21 protein-coding genes are annotated in these 21,579 nt (G+C 65.2%); 11 read left to right on the top strand and 10 right to left on the bottom strand.

Annotation, left to right across the window (positions count from 1 at the left end; translation table 11 throughout):
• The first annotated feature begins 108 nt into the window (after positions 1-108).
• The gene (locus ACTIFP_RS09305; RefSeq protein WP_439568434.1) at positions 109-783 is read left to right on the top strand and encodes a CDP-alcohol phosphatidyltransferase family protein; all 675 of its coding nucleotides are present in this window, start codon (positions 109-111) and stop codon (positions 781-783) included.
• On the opposite strand, the gene ACTIFP_RS09300 is transcribed toward ACTIFP_RS09305, so the two are convergent.
• Positions 780-1,673: a prephenate dehydratase gene (locus ACTIFP_RS09300; protein WP_439568433.1), complete on the bottom strand. Its 894-nt coding sequence runs from the start codon at positions 1,671-1,673 to the stop codon at positions 780-782. The genes ACTIFP_RS09305 and ACTIFP_RS09300 overlap by 4 nt on opposite strands.
• Positions 1,674-1,852: 179 nt before the next feature.
• Here ACTIFP_RS09300 and ACTIFP_RS09295 point away from each other — a divergent pair, with 179 nt between their 5' ends.
• On the top strand, positions 1,853-2,500 hold the full coding sequence (locus ACTIFP_RS09295; RefSeq protein ID WP_439568432.1) for a c-type cytochrome: 648 nt from the start codon (positions 1,853-1,855) through the stop codon (positions 2,498-2,500).
• The gene (locus ACTIFP_RS09290; protein ID WP_439568431.1) at positions 2,500-2,925 is read left to right on the top strand and encodes a c-type cytochrome; all 426 of its coding nucleotides are present in this window, start codon (positions 2,500-2,502) and stop codon (positions 2,923-2,925) included. Before ACTIFP_RS09295 ends, ACTIFP_RS09290 begins: the two co-directional genes overlap by 1 nt.
• Before the next feature lie 87 nt (positions 2,926-3,012).
• Here the strand turns inward: ACTIFP_RS09290 and ACTIFP_RS09285 are convergent, their stop codons facing one another.
• Entirely contained in the window at positions 3,013-3,888 is an 876-nt protein-coding gene (locus ACTIFP_RS09285) for an LOG family protein (protein ID WP_439568430.1), read from the bottom strand.
• Between the two features lie 183 nt (positions 3,889-4,071).
• Complete coding sequence (locus ACTIFP_RS09280) at positions 4,072-4,773, bottom strand: extensin family protein (protein ID WP_439568429.1); 702 nt, start codon at positions 4,771-4,773, stop codon at positions 4,072-4,074.
• 170 nt (positions 4,774-4,943) lie between these two features.
• Between ACTIFP_RS09280 and ACTIFP_RS09275 the strand changes: the two genes are divergently transcribed.
• The 3 genes from ACTIFP_RS09275 to ACTIFP_RS09265 all read left to right on the top strand — a co-directional run bounded on the left by ACTIFP_RS09275 (position 4,944) and on the right by ACTIFP_RS09265 (position 9,044).
• Complete coding sequence (locus tag ACTIFP_RS09275; protein WP_439568428.1) at positions 4,944-6,071, top strand: phosphoserine transaminase; 1,128 nt, start codon at positions 4,944-4,946, stop codon at positions 6,069-6,071.
• A gap of 122 nt (positions 6,072-6,193) precedes the next feature.
• The gene (gene serA, locus ACTIFP_RS09270; RefSeq protein ID WP_439568427.1) at positions 6,194-7,780 is read left to right on the top strand and encodes a phosphoglycerate dehydrogenase; all 1,587 of its coding nucleotides are present in this window, start codon (positions 6,194-6,196) and stop codon (positions 7,778-7,780) included.
• 151 nt (positions 7,781-7,931) lie between these two features.
• Positions 7,932-9,044, top strand: a complete 1,113-nt coding sequence (locus ACTIFP_RS09265; protein ID WP_439568426.1) for an ATP phosphoribosyltransferase regulatory subunit — start codon at positions 7,932-7,934, stop codon at positions 9,042-9,044.
• 109 nt (positions 9,045-9,153) lie between these two features.
• Here the strand turns inward: ACTIFP_RS09265 and ACTIFP_RS09260 are convergent, their stop codons facing one another.
• Both ACTIFP_RS09260 and ACTIFP_RS09255 read right to left on the bottom strand, forming a co-directional pair.
• Positions 9,154-9,531, bottom strand: a complete 378-nt coding sequence (locus tag ACTIFP_RS09260) for a DOPA 4,5-dioxygenase family protein (protein WP_439568425.1) — start codon at positions 9,529-9,531, stop codon at positions 9,154-9,156.
• Positions 9,532-9,574: 43 nt separating this feature from the next.
• The gene (locus ACTIFP_RS09255) at positions 9,575-10,507 is read right to left on the bottom strand and encodes an alpha/beta hydrolase (RefSeq protein WP_439568424.1); all 933 of its coding nucleotides are present in this window, start codon (positions 10,505-10,507) and stop codon (positions 9,575-9,577) included.
• A 152-nt stretch (positions 10,508-10,659) separates the two neighbouring features.
• Between ACTIFP_RS09255 and ACTIFP_RS09250 the strand changes: the two genes are divergently transcribed.
• The gene (locus tag ACTIFP_RS09250; RefSeq protein ID WP_439568423.1) at positions 10,660-11,949 is read left to right on the top strand and encodes an adenylosuccinate synthase; all 1,290 of its coding nucleotides are present in this window, start codon (positions 10,660-10,662) and stop codon (positions 11,947-11,949) included.
• Positions 11,950-11,992: 43 nt separating this feature from the next.
• The gene (locus ACTIFP_RS09245) at positions 11,993-12,583 is read left to right on the top strand and encodes an NADPH-dependent FMN reductase (RefSeq protein WP_439568422.1); all 591 of its coding nucleotides are present in this window, start codon (positions 11,993-11,995) and stop codon (positions 12,581-12,583) included.
• A 30-nt stretch (positions 12,584-12,613) separates the two neighbouring features.
• On the opposite strand, the gene ACTIFP_RS09240 is transcribed toward ACTIFP_RS09245, so the two are convergent.
• Positions 12,614-13,822, bottom strand: coding sequence for a methionine gamma-lyase (locus ACTIFP_RS09240; RefSeq protein WP_439568421.1), 1,209 nt, complete (start codon positions 13,820-13,822; stop codon positions 12,614-12,616).
• Between the two features lie 113 nt (positions 13,823-13,935).
• On the opposite strand from ACTIFP_RS09240, the gene ACTIFP_RS09235 reads away from it, so the two are divergent.
• On the top strand, positions 13,936-14,394 hold the full coding sequence (locus ACTIFP_RS09235) for an Lrp/AsnC family transcriptional regulator (RefSeq protein ID WP_439568420.1): 459 nt from the start codon (positions 13,936-13,938) through the stop codon (positions 14,392-14,394).
• Between the two features lie 46 nt (positions 14,395-14,440).
• Here the strand turns inward: ACTIFP_RS09235 and ACTIFP_RS09230 are convergent, their stop codons facing one another.
• Positions 14,441-15,754 (bottom strand): spinster family MFS transporter, encoded by a 1,314-nt coding sequence (locus tag ACTIFP_RS09230; protein WP_439568419.1) that lies wholly within the window; start codon positions 15,752-15,754, stop codon positions 14,441-14,443.
• 111 nt (positions 15,755-15,865) lie between these two features.
• Here ACTIFP_RS09230 and ACTIFP_RS09225 point away from each other — a divergent pair, with 111 nt between their 5' ends.
• Positions 15,866-17,440, top strand: coding sequence for an amidase (locus ACTIFP_RS09225; RefSeq protein WP_439568418.1), 1,575 nt, complete (start codon positions 15,866-15,868; stop codon positions 17,438-17,440).
• Positions 17,441-17,555: 115 nt separating this feature from the next.
• Here the strand turns inward: ACTIFP_RS09225 and ACTIFP_RS09220 are convergent, their stop codons facing one another.
• The 3 genes from ACTIFP_RS09220 to ACTIFP_RS09210 are packed head-to-tail and all read right to left on the bottom strand — an operon-like array spanning position 17,556 to position 19,659.
• Positions 17,556-18,041 (bottom strand): DUF2721 domain-containing protein, encoded by a 486-nt coding sequence (locus tag ACTIFP_RS09220; RefSeq protein ID WP_137753577.1) that lies wholly within the window; start codon positions 18,039-18,041, stop codon positions 17,556-17,558.
• Complete coding sequence (locus ACTIFP_RS09215) at positions 18,038-18,451, bottom strand: DUF4345 family protein (RefSeq protein ID WP_439568417.1); 414 nt, start codon at positions 18,449-18,451, stop codon at positions 18,038-18,040. The genes ACTIFP_RS09220 and ACTIFP_RS09215 overlap by 4 nt, the downstream gene beginning before the upstream one ends.
• Positions 18,451-19,659, bottom strand: a complete 1,209-nt coding sequence (locus ACTIFP_RS09210) for an LL-diaminopimelate aminotransferase (RefSeq protein WP_439568416.1) — start codon at positions 19,657-19,659, stop codon at positions 18,451-18,453. Before ACTIFP_RS09210 ends, ACTIFP_RS09215 begins: the two co-directional genes overlap by 1 nt.
• Before the next feature lie 112 nt (positions 19,660-19,771).
• On the opposite strand from ACTIFP_RS09210, the gene ACTIFP_RS09205 reads away from it, so the two are divergent.
• A complete protein-coding gene (locus ACTIFP_RS09205) occupies positions 19,772-21,550 on the top strand; it encodes a PHA/PHB synthase family protein (protein ID WP_439568415.1) in 1,779 nt (592 codons plus the stop codon).
• Positions 21,551-21,579 lie beyond the last annotated feature (29 nt).

The following is a 21,579-nucleotide window of genomic DNA, read 5'->3' as shown; positions in this document are numbered from 1 at the left end:
GTGCGCCGCGCTGTCGGCACGACCCTTCCCCACCCGCAACTTTCGCTCTATGACGATCCGATGACATTCGGCTGGCGATCATGTGACAGCCAGCAACGAAGGATTTCCATGAGCAAGTTCCAGCCCGTCGCGCAGGCGCCGGTTCGTATCCAGCAGAATATCCTGGCGCGCGGCGAGCGCCGCCTGCTCAACTGGATCTGTCCGCGGCTGCCGCATTGGGTTACCCCCGACCAGCTCACCGCGCTGGGCTTTGCCGGCGCGGTCATGGTCGCAGCGGGCTATCTGCTCAGCTGGATCGACAGCGAATGGCTCGGGCTGTGCCTCGCGGGCTATATCGTCAACTGGTTCGGCGATTCGCTCGACGGCAGCCTGGCGCGCTGGCGCAGCATCGAGCGTCCCAATTACGGCTATTTCGTCGATCACAGCGTCGATGCGCTGGCGACCTTGCTGATGGTCAGCGCGATCGGCATGAGTCCCTATATGCGCTTCGACGTCGCGCTGATGGCGGTCATCGGTTACTTCCTGCTGTCGATCCACACCTTCATCGCCGCCAAGGTCGTCGGCGAATTTCGCCTGTCCTATATGGCGGGCGGGCCGACCGAGCTGCGGTTGATGCTGATGGCGATGACGGTCGCAATGCCGATTATCGGCGGCGCGGATATTCGCGGCACCAACTTCTCGGTGTTCGACCTGTTCGCGCTGGTCGTCTCCAGCATCCTGGTGACTTTGTTCATCGTCCAGACGTCGGCGACCGCACGGATGCTTCGCCGCCGCGGGGTTTAGGGTCGCAACCGCGCCTGCGCGTAGGTGCCGAGCAGTCGCAGCGATTTGGTCTGGAAATCCAGCTCTTCCAGCGCGCGATCAATCCGCTCGTCGCCCGGCGCCCCGACGATGTCGGCGTAAAATTGCGTCGCGGCAAAGCTCCCGCCGGTCTGATAGCTTTCCAGCTTGGTCATGTTGACGCCGTTGGTCGCAAAGCCGCCAAGCGCCTTGTAGAGCGCGGCGGGGACATTCTTCACCTCGAACATGAAAGTGGTCATTACCGGGCCCGCAATCGCCGCGACATCGGCGAGCGGCTCGCGCGCCAGCACGACAAAGCGCGTCATATTATGGTCGGCATCCTCCATCCCGGTGCCATGCAGCGTCAGCCCGTACAGTTCGGCCGCGTGCGGCGGCGCCAGCGCGGCCAGCCCGACCTCGTCGCTGTCGGCGACCCACGCCGCGGCGCCCGCGGTGTCGCTGTGCGCGACCGGCGCGATATTGTTGGCGCGCAGCCAGTGGCGGCACTGCCCGAGCGCCTGTTCGTGGCTCATCGCGCGGGTCACCGGGCCAAGGTCGCGGCTCATCAGGCCATAGCGGATCGGCAGGAAATGCTCGCCGACGATCGACAAGCCGGATTCGGGCAGCAGAAAGTGGATGTCGGCGACGCGGCCGTGCAGGCTGTTTTCGATCGGGATGATCGCACGGTCGACTTTGCCGTCGCGCACCGCGTCGATTGCGTCCTGAAAGGCATAGCAGGGCAACGGCAGCGAATCCGGGTCATATTCGCGCGCCGCGAGATCGCTGTTGGCGCCGGGCGCGCCCTGAAAGGCAAGCCCGCGCGCCGGTTCCGCAAGCGCCGCCTCCCGCATATCGTCGACCAGATGCTGTGCCGAAGCCGAATAACTGCCCATGATTGCCTTCCCGCATTGGAGCCGCGGCGCATAGCCGCCGGGCCGCACCCGTGCAACCGGCGCATCCAGTCACGCTCGCCAATTCCTCCCCTTGCGCCGCCGTCGCCGCCCCAGTAAGGGAGCGTCCAAATCAGATATGCGTCCGGTAAGCGGGCGCCAGCTAACGGGGCTGCAAGAGTATGGACAATCGCAACAACACTATTGCCGGATGGGTTTTGTTCGCCGGCATTTGCGCGCTGGGCCTGACCATCGGGTCGAGCATGTTGTTCGCCGGTCACAATCCGGAAAAGCCCGGTTTCCCGATCGAAGACGCCGAAGCCGGTGCTGGTGGTGCTGCCGCGGTGCCGATCGCCAATCTGCTCGCCGCTGCCGATCCGGTGAAGGGCGAGGCGGTGTTCGCGAAATGCGCCGCGTGCCACACGATTGCCTCGGGCGGCGCCAACGGCATCGGTCCGAATCTGTTCGGCGCGCTCGGCAAGCCGCACGGCCATGTCGCAGGCTTCGCCTATTCGGACGCGCTGAAGGGCGTTGCCGGGAACTGGGATTTCGAAGGCATGGACGCATGGCTCGCCAGCCCGCGGAAATATGCGCCGGGTACCAAAATGTCGTTCGCCGGCCTCAGCAGTGCCGAAGATCGCGCCAATCTGATCGTGTATATGAACAGCCAGGGTTCGAACCTGCCGCTGCCCGCGCCCGAAGCCGCCGCACCCGCCGAAGGCGCTGCCCCGGCCGAGGGTGAGGCCGCTGCCCCGGCAGCCGACGCCGCCGCTGCTCCGGCCGCCGATGCGGCCGCGGCAACCCCCGCCCCGGCCGCAGCCAAGAAATAATGCGGATCGCGCTCGTCCTGCTGGCGGGCGCCTTCGCGCTTGCCAGCTGCGGAAAAAGCGAAACCCCACCCACCGACGGCGCGAGCGGTGACGCCGCGCCTGCGGCGGCGGTCGCACCGACCGCGGCGATGGGCGAGCAGGTCTTTAAACGCTGTGCCGCCTGCCACACGGTCGACAAGGGCGGCCGCAACGGCATCGGCCCCAATCTGCACGGTGTCGTCGGCGCGGCGGTCGCGGCGAAGCCTGATTTTTCCTATTCGGGCGCGATGAAGGCGAAGGGCGGCGTCTGGGACGAAGCCGCGCTCGACACCTATCTCGAAGCGCCGATGAAGGCGATACCCGGGACGCGAATGGCGTTTGCCGGGGTCATCGACGCCGCCGACCGCAAGGCGCTGATCCTGTATCTGGAGACGCAGTCGAAATAGGCTTCGTCGCCCCCGCGAAGGCGGGGGCCGCAAGAGGCCTTGCGCAACACTGCCAGCGGCCCCCGCCTTCGCGGGGGCGACGGCTCTTTACCCCTGGTCTTCGATATTCGCGTAGAAATCCTGGACGATCTTCCACGCCTCGTCTGCGGTCTCGACAAATTTGAACAGCCCCAGGTCGCGCGCGCTGACCACGCCCTCTTCGACCAGCGCGTCGAAATTGACGACGCGTTCCCAGAATTCCCTGCCGAACAACACGATCGGGATCGGCTTGATCTTGCCGGTCTGGATCAAGGTCAGCAGCTCGAACATCTCGTCGAACGTACCGAACCCGCCCGGGAACACGCACACCGCGCGAGCGCGGAGCAGGAAGTGCATCTTGCGCAGCGCGAAATAGTGAAACTGAAAGCTCAGCGATGGCGTGACATACCGGTTCGGCGCCTGTTCGTGCGGCAGCACGATGTTCAGCCCGACCGATTCCTTGCCGACATCGTCAGCACCGCGATTCGCCGCTTCCATGATCGACGGGCCGCCGCCCGAGCAGACGACGAAATGGCGGCAGCCATTTTTGTCGGGCGGCACCTGACTCGCCAGCCGCGCGAGCTTGCGCGCTTCCTCATAATATTTCGCTTTGGCTTTCAGGCGGCGCGCGATGCCCCGCTGGACATCATCGGTCGCCGCGGCTTCGAGCGCGTCGGCCTCCGCAGGCTCGGGAATACGCGCCGAGCCATAGATGACGAGCATCGATTCGATCTTCGCTTCGTCGAGCAGCAGTTCGGGCTTGAGCAGCTCGAGCTGAAAGCGCACCGGGCGCAAGTCTTCGCGTAGCAGGAAGTCATTGTCCTGAAACGCCAGCTTGTACGCGGCGCTCGCAGTCTGCGGGGTGGTGGTCGCCTGCTTGGCGAACCGCGCGTCGTCCTTGGCTTTGTGGAAACGCGAACGATGGGGTTGTTTATCTTCGGCCATTGATCAGCGGCTACCCGCTTCGCGTGACTTTGCCAAGTCGGGGACGATTTGAGCGGCGCCCCTTAGGGTCTTTTACTATTTCGTCATCCCGGCGAAGGCCGGGATCTCGCCGATGCGTCAAGATTTGCCGTTGAAATCCCGGCCTTCGCCGGGATGACGATCAAATAAGGCGCGCCAGCTAAGCTAACGGCAATAACCGTTGCCGCTCATGTCGAAGTGAAAATGGTTATAATGCGCCGCGTTATAATCCGGCCCGAGCACGGTGCCGAAACGGCGGCAGCCCGATTTGTGCAGCGCGCGCAGGAAATCCTGCGACGCCTTGTCGCCCTTCCACCCGCCGTCCAGCATGATACGCCGCCCGTCGGCGAGCACGAAGCCCGATACGTCGACCGCGTTCGAATAAGCGTGCTGCGACAGGCGGCCCGACCGACCACCATAGATGTTGCGGCAACTGTAGGTCCCGAAAGTCTCGATCTTCACCACCTCCTGCCCGAAATATTTCCGCGCCGCGGGCTTCACCGCAAATTGCGCCCAGCCCGCGAAGCTCTTCGCCAGCGGACAGGTCATCGCGCCCAAATTGGTGGTCGGGGTGCCGATGTCGAGCAGCTTGACCGAATCGATCGAACTGCACCCGCCGCCATGATCCTGATTGGGGAGCGGGGTAAAACGCACGCCCGCCTGCTTCAGATCGAACGCGCATTGCTGCGCTTCGGCGCTGGTAAAGGATGGCGTGGGTGCGACTTGCGGACGCTTTGGCGCGCTGGCGCTCGGGCGCTTGGTATCGCTGCGCTTCATCACGTCGGGACTGCCGAAACAGGCCGACAGCGCCAGCGCTGCGGTCGCGGCGATCAGGATCCGGGGCTGCAAGACGGACGGGATCGGCATGGCGTCAAAATACCGACAAGATGGTTAACAAGCTCTTTAGATTTGTTTCGGCTCACCCGAAATTTCGCGCGGCCCACGCATTTTGTTTGACAGCCCGCGCGCCCGCCCTAAACGCGGCGCCGGGCCACGCGGTCCCAACGCCGCGCGAGCTCTCTGCAAGGAGAGATTATATGACTGAAGTGCCGACGCCAGACTTGCGCCCTGCGCGCCCGTTTTTCTCTTCCGGACCCTGCGCCAAACCGCCGGTCTGGGCCCCCGAAAAACTCCAAACTGAATCGCTTGGCCGCTCGCATCGCGCCAAGATCGGGAAGACGCGCCTCGCGCTTTGCATCGACCTGATGCGCGAAATGCTGCAGCTTCCCGACACGCACCGCATCGGCATTGTCCCGGGCTCCGACACCGGCGCCTTTGAGATGGCGATGTGGACGATGCTCGGCGCCCGCCCGGTGACGACGCTCGCATGGGAGAGCTTCGGCGAGGGCTGGGTTACCGATGCCGCCAAGCAGCTCAAGCTCGACCCGACGGTCCTCCGCGCCGATTACGGCCAGCTTCCGGACCTGACGCAGGTCGACTGGTCGAACGATGTGCTGTTCACCTGGAACGGCACCACCAGCGGCGTCCGCGTTCCGAACGGCGACTGGATTGCCGACGACCGCGAAGGGCTGAGCTTTGCCGACGCGACCAGCGCGGTGTTTGCTTACGACCTGCCGTGGGACAAGATCGACGTCGCGACCTTCAGCTGGCAGAAAGTGCTCGGCGGCGAAGGCGGCCATGGCGTGCTGATCCTTGGCCCGCGCGCCGTCGAACGCCTCGAAACCCACACCCCCGAATGGCCGCTGCCGAAGGTGTTCCGCCTCGTCAGCAAAGGCGCGCTCACCGAAGGCGTGTTCAAGGGTGAGACGATCAACACCCCGTCGATGCTGGCGGTCGAAGACGCCATCTTTGCGCTCGAATGGGCGAAGTCGCTGGGCGGCCTCGACGGCCTGAAGGCGCGCAGCGATGCGAATGCTGCGGCGCTCGACAAGATCGTTTCGGAGCGCGAGTGGCTGAGCCATCTCGCCGCCGATCCAGCGAGCCGGTCGAAGACTTCGGTCTGCCTGTCGGTCGCCGGCGCTGACGAGGATTTCATCAAGAAATTCGCGGGCCTGCTCGACAAGGAAGGCGCGGCGTACGACATCGCGGGCTATCGCGACGCGCCTCCGGGCCTCCGCATCTGGTGCGGCGCCACCGTCGACACCGCCGATATCGAAGCGCTCGGCCCGTGGCTCGACTGGGCCTACGCCAGCCTTTCAGCCTGACGCTCCCCTTTTTCCGTTTGCCCTGAGCTTGTCGAAGGGCCGCCCTTTTCGTCCGACGTCCAAAAAGAAGAACTGTCCTTCGACAAGCTCAGGACGAACGGAGTTTTTTGAAAGCCATCCCAATGACCCAACCCAAAGTCCTCATCAGCGACAAAATGGACCCCAAAGCCGCCGCGATTTTCAAGGAACGCGGCATCGACGTCGACGTCATCACCGGCAAGACCAAGGACGAGCTGATCGCGATGATCGGCGATTATGACGGCCTCGCGATCCGCTCGGCCACCAAGGTCACCGCCGACGTCCTCGCCGCCGCGACGAACCTGAAGGTCGTCGGCCGCGCCGGGATCGGCGTCGACAATGTCGATATTCCCGAGGCGTCGAAGAAGGGCGTCATCGTGATGAACACCCCCTTCGGCAACAGCATCACCACCGCCGAACATGCGGTCGCGATGATGTTCGCGCTCGCCCGCCAGATTCCCGAAGCCAACGCCGGGACGCAGGCGGGCAAATGGCCGAAGAATGACTTCATGGGGGTCGAGCTGACGTCGAAGACGCTCGGCCTGATCGGCTGCGGCAATATCGGCAGCATCGTCGCCGAACGCGCGCTGGGCCTGCGCATGAAGGTCGTCGCCTTCGACCCCTTCCTGACCCCCGAGCGGGCGATCGAGCTCGGCGTCGAAAAGGCCGATCTCGACACCCTGCTCGCCAAGGCCGATTTCATCACGCTGCACACCCCGCTGACCGACCAGACGCGCAACATCCTGTCGGCCGAGAATATCGCCAAGGCGAAGAAGGGCGTGCGGATCATCAACTGCGCGCGCGGCGGGCTGATCGACGAAGCGGCATTAAAGGACGCGCTGGAATCAGGCCATGTCGCGGGCGCCGCGCTCGACGTGTTTGCGCAGGAGCCGCCCGCCGCCGACCATCCGCTGTTCGGCGCGCCGAACTTCATCTGCACCCCGCACCTCGGCGCGTCCACCGACGAAGCGCAGGTCAATGTCGCGATCCAGGTGGCTGAACAGATTAGCGATTATCTGCTCACCGGCGGCATCACCAATGCGCTCAACGTCCCCAGCCTGTCGGCCGAGGAAGCGCCGAAGCTGCGCCCCTATATGAGCCTCGCCGAAAAGCTCGGCAGCCTGGTCGGCCAGCTCGCGCATGATAATTTGACGACGATCTCGGTCGAGGTCGAGGGTGCGGCCGCCGAGCTCAACCTCAAGCCGATAACCGCCGCGGTGCTCACCGGCCTGATGCGTCGCTATTCGGACGCGGTGAACATGGTCAACGCCCCGCACCTCGCGCGCGAACGCGGGCTCGATGTCCGCGAAGTGCGCCACGACCGCGACGGCGATTACCACACGCTCGTCCGCGTCACCGTCGCGACCGAACAGGGCGACCGCTCGGTCGCGGGCACCTTGTTCAGCAACGGCGACCCGCGCCTCGTCGAAATGTTCGGGATCAAGGTCGAGGCCGATCTCGACGGCCACATGCTCTACATCGTCAACGAGGACGCCCCGGGCTTCATCGGCCGCATCGGTACGACGCTGGGCGACGCGGGGCTCAACATCGGCACCTTCCACCTCGGCCGCCGCGCCGCAGGCGGCGAAGCGGTGCTGCTTTTGAGCCTCGACTCGCCGATGCCCGAACCGCTTCTGTGGCAGCTTTGCCAGTTGCCCGGCGTCAAGACGGTGAAGGGGCTGAAGTTCTGAGCAAGCCAGTCCCCCTCCCGCTTGCGGGAGGGGTTAGGGGAGGGCATGTCGAGGGTGGCTCTGTTCTGAAACAGGCCCTCCCCCGACCCCTCCCGCAAGCGGGAGGGGAGACTTGTTGAACTCCCCTCTCCACCCGCCTAAAGGCCCCACCATGCCTCGCACGCCCACCCTGCTGCCCGAAGGCCTTCGCGACCGCCTCCCCCAACAGGCCGAGGCGGCGTCGCGCGTCACCCGCGCGCTCGTCGATGCGATGCGCGCGCACGGCTATGGCCGCGTGTCGCCGCCGCTCGCCGAATTTCGCGAGACGCTGGGCGGCGATGACGACCGCACCACCCGCGACTTGCTCCGCTTCACCGATCCGGTGTCGCAGCGCACCCTGGCGCTGCGCCCCGACATCACCCGGCAGGTCGGCCGCATCGCGACCTCGCTGCTCGCAACCGCGCCCCGACCGCTGCGCCTTTGCTACGCCGGGCAAGTCGTCAAACTGCGCGCTAGCCAGCTCCGCCCGGCGCGCGAAATGCTCCAGGTCGGCGCCGAGCTGATCGGCAGCGACAGCGTCGCCGCGGCGCGCGAGATCGTCGGCGTTGCGATCGACGCGCTCGAAGCCGCGGCGATCGGCCCGGTCACGATCGACTTCACGCTGCCCGACGTGGTGGACCTGCTCGCAAACGGGCCGCTGCCCGTCGACGCCGACATTCAGCAGCTCCGCGACGAACTCGACGCCAAGGATGCCGGCGCGCTGACGCGTATCGGCGCCGCGGCCTATCTGCCACTGCTGCGCGCCACCGGTCCCTTCGATCAGGCGATCGCTGACCTGCGTGCGTTCGACACATCGGGCGTCCTCACCGCGCGCATCGACGCGCTCGAAGCGATTGCGGCGCCGGTTCGCGACCGCGTGACGCTGACCCTCGACCCGACCGAGCGCCACGGCTTTGCCTATCAAAGCTGGTTCGGTTTCCAGATTTTCGTTCCCGGCCAGGGCGACGCGGTCGGCCGGGGCGGCGGCTATGCGATCCCGGTGGGCGAACAGGAAGAGGCCGCGGTCGGCTTCTCGCTCTATCCCGATCCGCTGATCGACGCCGGGCTCGGCGCCGAAGACGACCGCGACCGCCGCATCTTCCTGCCGCTCGGCCATGATCCGGTACTCGCCGCGAGCCTGCGCGCCGATGACTGGCAGACGGTCGCGGCCCTGTCCGATGCGGATGATGCGCAGGCGCTGGGCTGTGGGTGGCGGCTTGGTGGCGATGGGCCGGTCGAGGCCTGAGCCATCCCCCAAATCCGCTCGTGTCGAGCGAAGTCGAGACACGCGACCGCATAGACCGCCCCAATGTATCTCGACTTCGCTCGATACGAACGGGCTCTAAAAGCCCAGCCTAGAAATCCGAAATCCCGAACCGCGGCACCCCCTGATTGATCCCCGGCGGATCGAGCACCGTCACATCCAGCACAACTGGCTCGCCGATCCAGTGCGCCAGCGTCGTATGATCGGCCAAATCGTCATCAGTCAGCGGATGCACCAGAGCGCGCAGGCCCGTTGCCGCAATCTCCGCGATCACGGCATCTTGCGAGCGCGCCAGAAAATGCACCTCATATTGCGCGATCGGATGCGGCCCAGCGGCGCGATCGGTCATCGCGCCGACGAACAGGATCGCGGGATTCTGTCCAAAAGCGTCGCGCAGCGCGGCGGCGGCAGGGCGTTCGGCGGGGTCGTAATAGATATGGGCGTGATAGGGGGCGTCGGGGTTTGTCATGATCTCTCCTACGCCCTCCCCTAAAGGCGAGGGGCTTGAATTGCTACCGTGCGAACACCCGCTTCAGCCACGCATCGACCGCCCCCGTCGCCGCATAGGCCGGATCGCCCAGGCTGCGATTGATTTCGGCATGGCCCTTCAACCCCTCGCCCGGAAAGCTGCCATGCTCGACGCGGCTGCCGCCTGCGGTCAGCGCATTGCCCAAAGCCTTCGCCTGCCGCACGCCGTCGGGTCGCTGGACATAGAGCAGCAGGAAATCCCGCGCGTTGGGGGCGGCCGCGTGTGCGGTCGGCGACAAGGCCTTTTGCCGCGCCGGATCACTGCCGAACGCCTGTTTGTAGGTCGCCTGCATGATCGGCGGGCCGTCCTTCATCTGCGCCGGCACGTCGTAAGCCGCGCCGTCGTTGGGAATCACGCCCGCGATGTCGGCGAAGGACAGTCCAGCACCTTTCAGATAGCGCTCGTCGGTCCCGACCAGCGCGACCAGATGCGCGCCCGCGCTATGCCCCATCAACACGATCCGCCGCCGGTCGATGCCCAGCGTGGCGGCACGGTCGATCAACGCCTTCACCGCGCTCGCCACATCGGCTGCCTGCTGCTCGACCGTCGCGGCGGGGACAAGGCGATAGTTGATCGAGGCAAAGGCATAGCCCTGCCCCGGATAATGCACCGGTTTGAAGCGCCCGGTCGCATTGTCCTTGCTGCCACGCTTCCACCCGCCGCCGTGGACATAGACGATCAGCGGCGCCGGTCCCTTGGCACCCTTGGCGCGCCAGATATCAAGCACCTGCAACGGATCGCTGCCATAGGCTATCGTCTCGCCGCCCGGAGCCTGCGGCCCGTCTTCGGCCCCCATGCGTTCGGCCATCCGCTCGCGCAGCCGATCGCGCAGCTTCTCGCGCGCATCACTTGCGGGCATGCCGCTGGCCACGACGGCGGTCACCGCCAACAGGCCGATCCAGTATCGCTTGCTCATATCCGCACCTCCATCGCCCCCCGGCGCCCGCGCTTTGTCCGACCCAAATGTCACAAATTCATCCCAGCGCGCTTGCCTCTGCGGCCAAATCCGCTAAGGCCGCGCCGGGCCGGCGCTGCTCGTCTTTGGGCCCAGTTCAGCAGGACAGCATCATGGCAAATGTTACCGTCATCGGGTCGCAATGGGGCGACGAGGGCAAGGGCAAGATTGTCGACTGGCTCGCCAGCCGCGCCGACGCCGTGGTGCGTTTCCAGGGCGGCCATAACGCCGGTCATACGCTGGTCGTCGGCGAACAGGTGTACAAGCTGTCGTTGCTGCCGTCAGGGATCGTCACCGGGACACTGTCGATCATCGGCAACGGCGTCGTCCTCGATCCCTGGGCGCTACGCGACGAGATCACCAAGCTGCGCGGTCAGGGCGTTGCGATCAATCCCGAGAATTTCGCGATCGCCGACAATTGCGCGCTGATCCTGCCGTTCCACCGCGACCTTGATGCGCTGCGCGAAACCGCGGCGGGCGCGGGCAAGATCGGCACCACCGGGCGCGGCATCGGCCCGGCGTATGAGGACAAGGTCGGTCGCCGCGCGATCCGCGTCTGCGACCTCGCCCACCTCGACAAGCTTGAGCCCCAGCTCGACCGCCTGACCGCGCATCACGACGCACTGCGCGCCGGTTTCGGCGAGCCGCCGATCGATCGCGAGCGCCTGGTCGCCGACCTCACCGAAATCGCCGACTATGTCCTCGAATATGCGCAGCCGGTGTGGAAGCGCCTCAAGAAGGTGCGCAAGGCCGGGGCGCGCATCCTGTTCGAGGGCGCGCAGGGCGTGCTGCTCGACGTCGATCACGGCACCTATCCCTTCGTCACCAGCAGCAACACCGTCAGCGGCACCGCCGCGAGCGGCTCGGGCCTCGGCCCCTCGGCAGTCGGCTTCGTGCTGGGCATCGCCAAGGCCTATACGACGCGCGTCGGCAGCGGCCCATTCCCGACCGAGCTCGAGGACGCGATCGGCCAGAAGCTTGGCGAACGCGGCCATGAATTCGGCACCGTCACCGGGCGCAAGCGCCGCTGCGGCTGGTTCGACGCGGTGCTCGTGCGCCAAAGCTGCGCGGTATCGGGCGTCACCGGCATCGCGCTCACCAAGCTCGACGTGCTCGACGGCTTCGACACGATCCGCATCTGCACCGGTTATCGCCTGCGCGGCAAGATTCTCGACTATTTCCCGGCGCATTCGGCCGACCAGGCCGAGGTCGAGCCGATCTACGAGGAAATGGACGGCTGGCACGAATCGACCGCAGGCGCGCGCAGCTATGCCGACCTGCCCGCGCAGGCGATCAAATATATCCAGCGCGTCCAGGAACTGATCGAAACCCCGATCGCGCTCGTGTCGACCAGCCCCGAACGCGAAGACACGATCCTGATCCGCGACCCGTTCAGCGACTGATCGCGGGGCTTGTCAGGGCGGGCATAGAGCCTAGGATCGCGGCATGACCCGCCACATCCTTGTCTTCTATGGCAGCTATCGCCGCGACCGGCAGGGCATCAAGCTCGCCCGCTGGCTCGTCGAATCCCTGAGCGCGCGCGGCGACAATGCTGAATTGATCGACGCCAAAGCCGTCGATCTGCCGATGCTCGACCAGCGCTTCAGCGATTATGCCGCGGGCGAGGCGCCGGCGGCGATGGCCGAACTCGCCGCAAAGATTGCCGCCGCCGACGGCTATGTCTTCGTCGCGGGCGAATATAATGGCGGGCTGCAACCCGGGCTCAAGAATCTCGTCGACCATTATCTCGCGGGTTTCGCGTGGCGCCCGGCCGCGATCGCGTCCTATTCGGCGGGCCCATTTGCCGGTGTCCGGTCGGCGACCGCCTGGCGCACCACGCTCGGCGCGATGGGGATGGTCGTCACCTCGACCCCGCTGGGCCTCGCGCGCATCGGCGGCGCTTTCGATGGCGACGGCCAGCCTGCGGGCGAAGACGGCGGGCGGCTCGCCAAGGCTTTCCCGCGCTTTGCCGACGACCTCACTTGGTGGATCGATGCGGCGAAGGCGCAGCGCGCCGATGCCGGGACGCCCTTCTAGTTCGATTTGTGCTCGGCCTTGATCGCGGTATCAGGCGGCGATCGCCACCGCCCGGTGATCGAGCGCCTGCGACAGGTCGGCGACGATGTCCTCGACCTCTTCCAGTCCCACCGACAGGCGAACAAGGCCGTCGGCGATGCCATGGTCGCGGCGCTCGTCGGGTGAATAGGTCGAATGGGTCATGCTGGCGGGATGCTGGATCAGGCTTTCGGCATCGCCAAGCGACACCGCGCGCTGGACAAGCTGGAGCCGGTTCATCATCGCGATTCCCGCTTCATAGCCGCCCTTCAATTCGAACGCGATCATGCCGCCAAACCCCGGCATCTGCCGACGCGCCAGATCATGCTGGGCGAACGACGGCAGGCCGGGATAATGGACCGCCGCGACCGCCGGATGCGCCGCGAGCATTTCCGCCGTCGCCATCGCCGAACGGCAATGTTCGGCCATCCGCAGCTTCAGCGTCTTCAGCCCGCGCAGCACCAGCATGGCGTTGAACGGCGCCATAACCGCCCCGGTCATATCCTTCACCCCGACCAGCCGCACTTGCTGCATATCGGCGGCGGTGCCGAGCACGATGCCGCCGACCAGGTCGCCGTGGCCGCCCAGATATTTGGTCGCCGAGTGGACGACCGCGTCCGCGCCCAGCGCGATCGGCCGCGTCAGCGCCGGGGTCGCATAGGTGTTGTCGACCACAGTCCGTGCACCGTGCGCGCGTGCGATTGCCGAAATCGCGGCAATATCGATCAGCCGCATATTGGGATTGGCGGGCGTTTCGAAATAGACGATGCGCGTCGCATCGGTAATCTCCGCCGCCAGATTGGCCGGATCGGTCAGGTCGACGTGCCGGATGCCGACGCCAAAGCGCGCAAGGCCATGGCGCATGAAGGCAAAGGTGCAGCCGTACAGCGTCTTGTCGACGATCACTTCATCGCCGGGTTCGAGGAAGGACCAGAACAGCGCCGCGATCGCGCCCATCCCCGATGCCGTCGCAACCGCCGCTTCGGCTTGTTCGAGCGCTGCCATGCGCACTTCGAGCAGGTTCACGGTCGGATTGGCGATGCGACTGTAGAAATAGCCGTCGCGCGTCCCGGCAAAGATTTCGGCCCCCGCCTCGGCGCTGTCGAACACGAATGTCGAGCTCAAGTGCAGCGGCGGCACGAGCGCGCCTTCGTGCGCGGCAGGATCGTAACCCGCGTGAATCGCACGCGTCGAAAACGATGATGAAGAACTGGGTGGCATGCGGCTTCACTCCTGCGCTGACACCAGATCTATATCACGATGCAGGGGAAAAATTCTTCCAAACTACGCCACTAACTGCCATAATATTGGCATATTCTGCTAAGGAATCGCCAATGGATCGCAAAGATTACCAGATTGTTCGCGCGTTGATGCGCGACGGCCGATTGACCAATCAGGATCTTGCGGCGCGCGTGAACCTGTCGCCTTCCCCCTGCTTACGTCGCCTGCGACTCCTCGAAGAACGCGGCGTCATCACCGGCTACGCGGCCGTCGTCGATCAAAAGTCGATGGGCTATCCGATCACCGTCTTCGTCGGTATCAGATTGAGCCGGCACGACAGGGAGACGGTGGAGCGTTTCGAGCGGAGCATCGACGAGATCGACGAGATACTGGACTGCTTTCTGATGACGGGAGCAATCGATTATCAGCTCCGCGTCGTGGCGCCCGATCTCGATGGCTATGAACGCTTTGTCCGCGATCGCTTGCATGCCATCGACGGAATTGCATCGATCGATACCAGCCTTGCATTCGGCATCGTCAAGCAGAGCCGCATCCTGCCAATGCCAGGCTAAACCTTTCGATCAGCCGGATACCGGGGAAAATCCCGACGGGCTGTTCTTAACCCGACTTGAGCTCGGCCTTCAGCCGCAGGCTGGCGCGCCAGAAGAAAAACGCCGGGATCAGCCCCAGCCACGCGGCGCCATAAAGTACCCAGCGCACACTTTCCTGTCCGGCGAGCGGTTGCAACGCGTCGGACAGCACACCGAACAGGAACGGCCCAAGGCCGAGCCCGATCAGATTCTGCCCAAACAGCATGATCGACGCCGCGACGGCGCGGGCGCGCGGCTGGACCAGCCCCTGCACACAGCCATAGGCGGGGCCGTAATAGGCCGAATTGAGGATCGTCGGGATGATCAGCATCGCCACCGCGATCCGCCAATCCTCCATATAATAGCCAAGGAACAGGATCGGCGCCGCGATCGCCATGCCATAAGCGGGAAAGGTCAGCAGATGCTTTTTGTCGCGCGGGCCGTATTTGTCGGCCATCTTGCCGCCGAGCCAGGTACCGAACGCGCCCGCCAGCCCCAGCACGACCGCCATCGACAGCCCCGCCTCGGTCGTCGACAGCCCGTGGCTGCGGATGAAAAAACTGATCGTCCACAGCGCCTTCCCATAACCAAGCACCGCGACGACCGAGGCCGCGATCAGGATATAGACAAAGGCGCGCGAGCCGAAGATTTCGCGCAGCGCCTCGCCTGTCGACAGCGGCACCACTGCGCGCGCGGTTGCCACCGCCTCGTCCGATCGGCTGTGGCGCGGCTCGCGCATCACGAACAGCACGACCAGCGCCAGCAAAATCCCCGGCGCGCCAACCATCATCAGCGCGACGCGCCAGCCGTAGATATCGTTGACGATCCCGCCGATGATCAGGCCGAGCAGCGAACCGATCGGCACCCCAAGACCGTAGAAGGCAATCGCCGACGAGCGTTTTTCGGCCGGGACGCTGTCCGAAATCAGCGAATGGGCGGCCGGCGTGCACCCCGCCTCGCCGACCCCGACCCCGACCCGCGCCAGCAGCAGCTGGACGAAGTTCTGCGCCAGCCCGCACACCGCGGTCATCGCCGACCAGATCGCCAGCGAAATGGCGATCAACCGCACCCGGTTCGTGCCGTCCTTGTCGGCATAGCGCGCGATCGGAATACCGAGCAGCGCGTAAAAGACCGCAAACGCCGGCCCCGCGAGCAGGCCAAGCTGGGTGTCCGAAAGCCCGAGGTCGGCCTTGATCGGTTCGGCCAGAATGTTGACGATCTGCCGGTCGAGGAAGTTGAAGATATAGACGATCAGCAGGATCCACAGCATCGACCGCGTCTGCGCCGAAACGCCCGTGGCGGGTGCGGTGATGCCGTGCGACAAGGCAGCTTTATCGGTCATTTTTATCTCCCGCACCCATGGGAGCAGACCGGGGGGAGTGGTGTCAACGCCCTTGCGGCGCCCCGAAAATCGTCGCTTGCAATTGCCGCTACGGCTGCCAGCCTGCCGCCCATGCAAAAAATCTCGCTGTTCGCCGCCACCGCCCTCGCCCTGATCGCCCCGGCCATGGCGATGCCGCCCCCGTTGCCGCCGGTCGAGGGCAAGGACGCCGCGACGTTGCAGGCCGAAATGACCGAGCGGAGAATCAACAGCGACGTCATCACCGCAACCTATCTCGACCGTATCCGGACGCTCGACGACAACGGCCCGCAACTGAATGCGGTCATCGCGACCTTTCCCGATGCGACGAGCGCGGCGCATGCGCTGGACCTTGAGCGCCAAGCGGGACGCGTGCGCGGCCCGCTTCACGGCATCCCGGTGCTGATCAAGGACAATATCGAGGCGATGGGGCCGATTGCGACCACCGCCGGGTCGCTGGCGCTGAAGGACAATGTCACGAACCGCGATGCGCCGCTGGTGGCGCGGCTGCGCGAGGCCGGGGCGGTGATCCTGGGCAAGACCAATCTCAGCGAATGGGCGAATATCCGTTCGAACAATTCAACCAGCGGGTGGAGCGCGGTCGGCGGGCTGACGAAGAATCCGCACGCGCTCGACCGCAACACCTGCGGATCATCGGCGGGCAGCGGCGCGGCCACTGCAGCCAGCCTGGCGCCGATCACCATCGGCACCGAAACCGACGGATCGATCACCTGCCCCGCCGGGGTCAATGGCATCGTCGGCTTCAAGCCCACCGTCGGGCTGGTCAGCCGCACCCATATCGTTCCGATCAGCCACAGTCAGGACACCGCAGGACCGATGACGCTGACGGTGCGCGATGCCGCGCTCGTGATGACTGTGATCGCCGGCAGCGACCCCGCCGATCCCGCGACCGCCGAGGCCGACGCGCGCAAGACCGACTATGCCGCGGCGCTCTCCCCCGATGCGCTGAAGGGCAAGCGTATCGGCGTGCTGCGGGACCGCATCGGCGACCGCCCGGACATCGCCGCGCTGTTCGCTGCGGCGCTCAAACAGATGAGCGACCTTGGCGCGACGGTGGTCGAGATTGCTGACAGCCGCAAAGGACTGGAGGAATTGGGCGACGCCGAGTTTGAAGTTCTGATGACCGAGCTGAAGGCCGATATGGCGGCCTATCTGACCAGCCTTCCGGCCAAGGACGGCCCCAAGACGCTCGCCGACCTGATCGCCTTCAACAAGGCGAACCCCGCCGAACTCAAATGGTTCGACCAGTCGCTGTTCGACCTCGCCGAGAGCAAGGGCGGCCTCGACAGCCCCGCCTATATTGCGGCGCGCGCCAAGGCCGCGCGGCTGGCGGGGGCCGAGGGCATCGACCGGCTGATGAAGACGCACAATGTCGACCTGCTGATCGGGGTCACCAACGGCCCTGCCTGGACCAGCGATCTGGTCAATGGCGACCATTATAGCGGCCCGAGCGCCAGCCAGCTGCCCGCGGTCGCCGGCTATCCGCATCTGACGGTGCCGATGGGGGCGGTCGCGGGGCTGCCGGTCGGGGTGTCGTTCATCGGCGGCAAATGGGCTGACGCTGACGTGCTGTCGGCGGGCTATGCCTACGAGCAGGCAAGCCGGAAACGGGTGGCACCGGCGTACCGGGTGAGTATCGATCCTTAGCCGAGCCTAGAAAAATCCGTTCGTGTCGAGCGAAGTCGAGACACCGTGACGACCGCGCTAACGATGGGCATCTCGACTTCGCTCGATGCGAACGGAAATGGAGATTGGTAAGGGGCTAGCGCTTATCCCGCCGCCGCTTCCACCCCATTTCTTCCAGCTCGAGCAATTCCATCGGGACATGGATATTGCGGATCGCCATCCGTACCTCGATCAGGAACAGCACCAGCGACGCGAGCAGCAGCAGCATCGCGATCGCGAACGCCCAGGACGCCGCCAGCCCCAGGTTGAACCCCGCGATCGCCTGCGCGAACAGCAGCGCGACGAGCAGGCACACGACGATGCCGCACGCGACCGCGGCGGCGATCGCGTTGTTGATCACGTCCATCCGCCGGTCGGCGGCGCGCAGTTCGGCGACGACGCGCTCATGCTCCTGCCCCTCGGTTTCCGACCAGCGGTCCATCAGCGCGCGCGAGCGATCGACCACACGCGACAGGCGGCCGGTGAGGACGTTGAGCAGGCTGCCCGTCGCGACGAGCAGGAACACCGGAGTTACCGACAGCTGGATCGTCTCGGCGATCATCGCCGAGCCGGTCGCGCTCATGCTGCGGGCGCCGCGGCGCCAAGACCGCGAAGCACCCAAAGCGCGATGGCGACGCCGATCAGCTCAACCGCCAGCAGCCCCGCGAATAGTGCGTCGGGCGCCTGCCCCAGCATGACCGCGGCAATCCGCGCCGCCGCGACGCAGCCCCCGATCAGCACGAGCACCCACAAACCGGGCGCCAGCGTCGCGCGCCGCCACCCGAGCAGAAAGGTCGTCAGCCCGACGCCGATGAACATCCCGCCGTAAACTGTCCGGATTTCCATCACCGCCTTGGTGCTGGGCATCGCGACATCGGTCTCGATCGTCAGCGCGGCGGGGTCGAGAAAATAGCGCAGCCCGATCAGGACGAAACCGAGCCCGAAGACCGCGGTCAATATCCCTCCCGCGCGTTCGACACCCGCGCGCGGCATTATCCCGCCTTCGCCGGGGTGTTCATGCCCATCGAGACAAAATATTTGCGGATATTGCGCGCCGCCTGCCGGATGCGCTGCTCATTCTCGACCATCGCGATGCGGACAAAGCCCTCGCCATCCTCGCCATATCCGACGCCCGGCGCGACTGCGACCCCGGCGTGGGTGAGCAATTGTTTGGAAAATTCCAGGCTGCCCATGTCTTTCAGCGCAGGCGGCAACGGCGCCCAGGCGAACATCGACGCCTTCGGGCTCGGGATGTCCCAACCGGCGCGGGCGAAGCTCTCGACCATCACGTCGCGGCGCTTCTGGTACAGCTCGCGGTTCTTCTGGACGATGTCCTGCGGCCCGTTCAGCGCCGCGCACGCCGCGGCCTGGATCGGGGTGAAGGCGCCATAGTCGAGATAGGATTTGACCCGCGTCATCGCCGCAATCAGCCGTTTGTTGCCGACCGCAAAGCCCATCCGCCACCCCGCCATCGAATAGGTTTTCGACATCGAGGTGAATTCGATCGCAACATCCTTTGCCCCCGGCACCTGCAGGATCGAGGGGGTCGGGTTACCGTCATAATAAAGTTCGGAATAGGCGAGGTCCGACAGCACCCAGACCTTGTTCTCCTTGGCCCAGGCGACGAGCCGTTCGTAAAACGCCAGGTCCACCGCCTCGGCGGTCGGGTTCGACGGATAATTGACCACCAGGATCGACGGGCGCGGCACGGTGAACGCCATCGCGCGGTCGAGAGCGCGCCAGTAATTTTCGTCCGGCGTCGTCGGCACGCTGCGGATCGTCGCCCCGGCGATGATGAAGCCGAAGGTGTGAATGGGATAGCTGGGGTTCGGCGCCAGCACGACGTCGCCCGGCCCGGTGATCGCGGTCGCGAGGCTGGCGAGCCCTTCTTTCGACCCCATCGTCACCACGACCTCGCTCTCGGGATCGAGCTCGACGTTGAAGCGGCGCGCGTAATAATTGGCTTGCGCCTTGCGCAGCCCCGGAATCCCCTTCGACTGCGAATAGCCGTGCGCGTCGGGCTTCATCGCCACTTCGCACAGTTTTTCGATCACATGCGCCGGCGGCGGCAGGTCGGGATTGCCCATCCCCAGGTCGATGATGTCTTCGCCCGAGGCGCGGGCGGCCGCACGCATCGCATTGACTTCGGCGATGACATAGGGCGGCAGGCGCTTGATGCGATAGAATTCATCTTCGGACATGGGAAACTAGAACAACTCCTTTTCGTTATCGGATATAGGTGCGAACGGCGCCTCGCCAGCCGCATCGCGGCTTGTTATAGGCTTCTAACCGCACTGACCAGCAGGAACGAACATGAGCGACGCAGACAAAAGCGATACGACCGACGCTCCGGGGCCCTTCCTGCCGACACCCGACGACATGCAGCATTGGGCCAGCGTGATCGGCCGCGCGCAGCAGATGATGCTCGAATATGCGCTGGGTCAGGCTAACGACGGCAAGACAAGCGCCGCGGCGATGTTCGATCCCTCGACATGGCTCGAAAACCCGGCGGCGCAGCTGTGGGCGCAGCAGTCCTCGAAGATGTGGGATCAAGGCGTCGCCTTCTGGACCTCGCTCGCGACACTGAACCCGATGACCCCGGCGGCGCCCGATGCCGCGGCGGCAAAGGATCGCCGCTTTGCCGACCCCGACTGGGCGGCGAACCCGGTGTTCGCGATGATCCGCCAGACCTATGGCCTGCTCGCCGAACAGATGCTGGCGACGACGCGCCAGCTCGACGGGCTCGATCCCGCGGCGCGCGCCAAGATGGAATTTGCCGCGAAAAGCATCGCCGATGCGATGGCGCCGACCAATCTCGCGCTCACCAACCCCGAAGTCATCAAGCGCGCGGTCGAAACGCGCGGCGAAAGCCTGCTCAAGGGCTTGAAGCATATGCTCACCGACCTGTCGCGCGGGCAATTGAGCCACGTCGATCCCGACGCGTTCGAGGTCGGGATCAATATCGCGACAACCCCGGGCAAGGTCATCCACGAAACCGAGCTTTATCAGCTGATCCAATATACGCCGACGACCAAGGAGGTGCTGGCCACGCCGCTGCTCATCTTCCCGCCATGGATCAACCGCTTCTACATCCTCGATCTCAACCCCGCAAAAAGCTTCGTCGCCTGGGCAGTCGAGCAGGGATTGTCGGTGTTCATGGTGTCGTGGAAATCGGCCGACGCGTCGATGAAGGACGTCGTGTGGGACGATTATATCGCGGCGCAGGTCGATGCGATCGACACGGTGCGCGCGGCGCTGGACGTCCCCGCGATCCACACGATCGGTTATTGCGTGGCGGGGACCACGCTCGCCGCGACGCTCGCGGTGCTGGCAGCGAAAGGCGAGGCCGAGCGGGTCAAGTCGGTCACCTTCTTTACCGCGCAGGTCGATTTCGAACAGGCCGGCGACCTCAAGCTGTTCGTTGATGACAGCTATCTGGCGCTGCTCGAACAGCTGTCGGCGCCCGGGTTCCTCGACGGCCGTTATATGGCCGCGACCTTCAACAGCCTGCGCGGTCGCGACCTGATCTGGAACTATGTCGTCAGCAATTATCTGCTCGGCAACGACTATCCGCCCTTTGACCTGCTTTACTGGAACGGCGACACGACCAACCTGCCGGCGAAGTGGCACCGGCAATATCTGGTCGACCTGTACCGCGACAATCGCATGGTGATCCCGAACAGCCTGGCGGTGCTGGGCACCCCGATCGACCTCAGGAAGATCGCAACCCCCGCCTATATCCAGGCAGGGCGCGAAGATCATATCGCGCCGCTGGCCAGCGTGTGGCGGCTGATGGATCATCTGTCGGGGCCGAAGACCTTCCTGCTCGCCGGGTCGGGCCATATCGCCGGGGTCGTCAACCCGCCCGCCGCGGGCAAATATCAATATTGGACCGGCGACAGCAACGCCGCGACGCTGGACGATTTCGTCGTCGGCGCCAACGAGACCAAGGGCAGCTGGTGGCCGCACTGGATCGACTGGATTTCGGCACAGGATAGCGCAAAAACGCCCGCCAAGGGGAGCCGCATTCCCGGAAAAGGTGCCAAAAAGGCGATCGAGGACGCGCCGGGCCGCTATGTCAAACAGCGGTAATATCTAGCGATTATTGAGCTTTCGGACGG

It is taken from the genome of Sphingopyxis sp. (assembly GCF_051861155.1).
Classification (GTDB): domain Bacteria; phylum Pseudomonadota; class Alphaproteobacteria; order Sphingomonadales; family Sphingomonadaceae; genus Sphingopyxis.
Note: the sequence above shows the minus strand (reverse complement) of the source record. Positions and strands in the feature narration are given on the sequence as shown.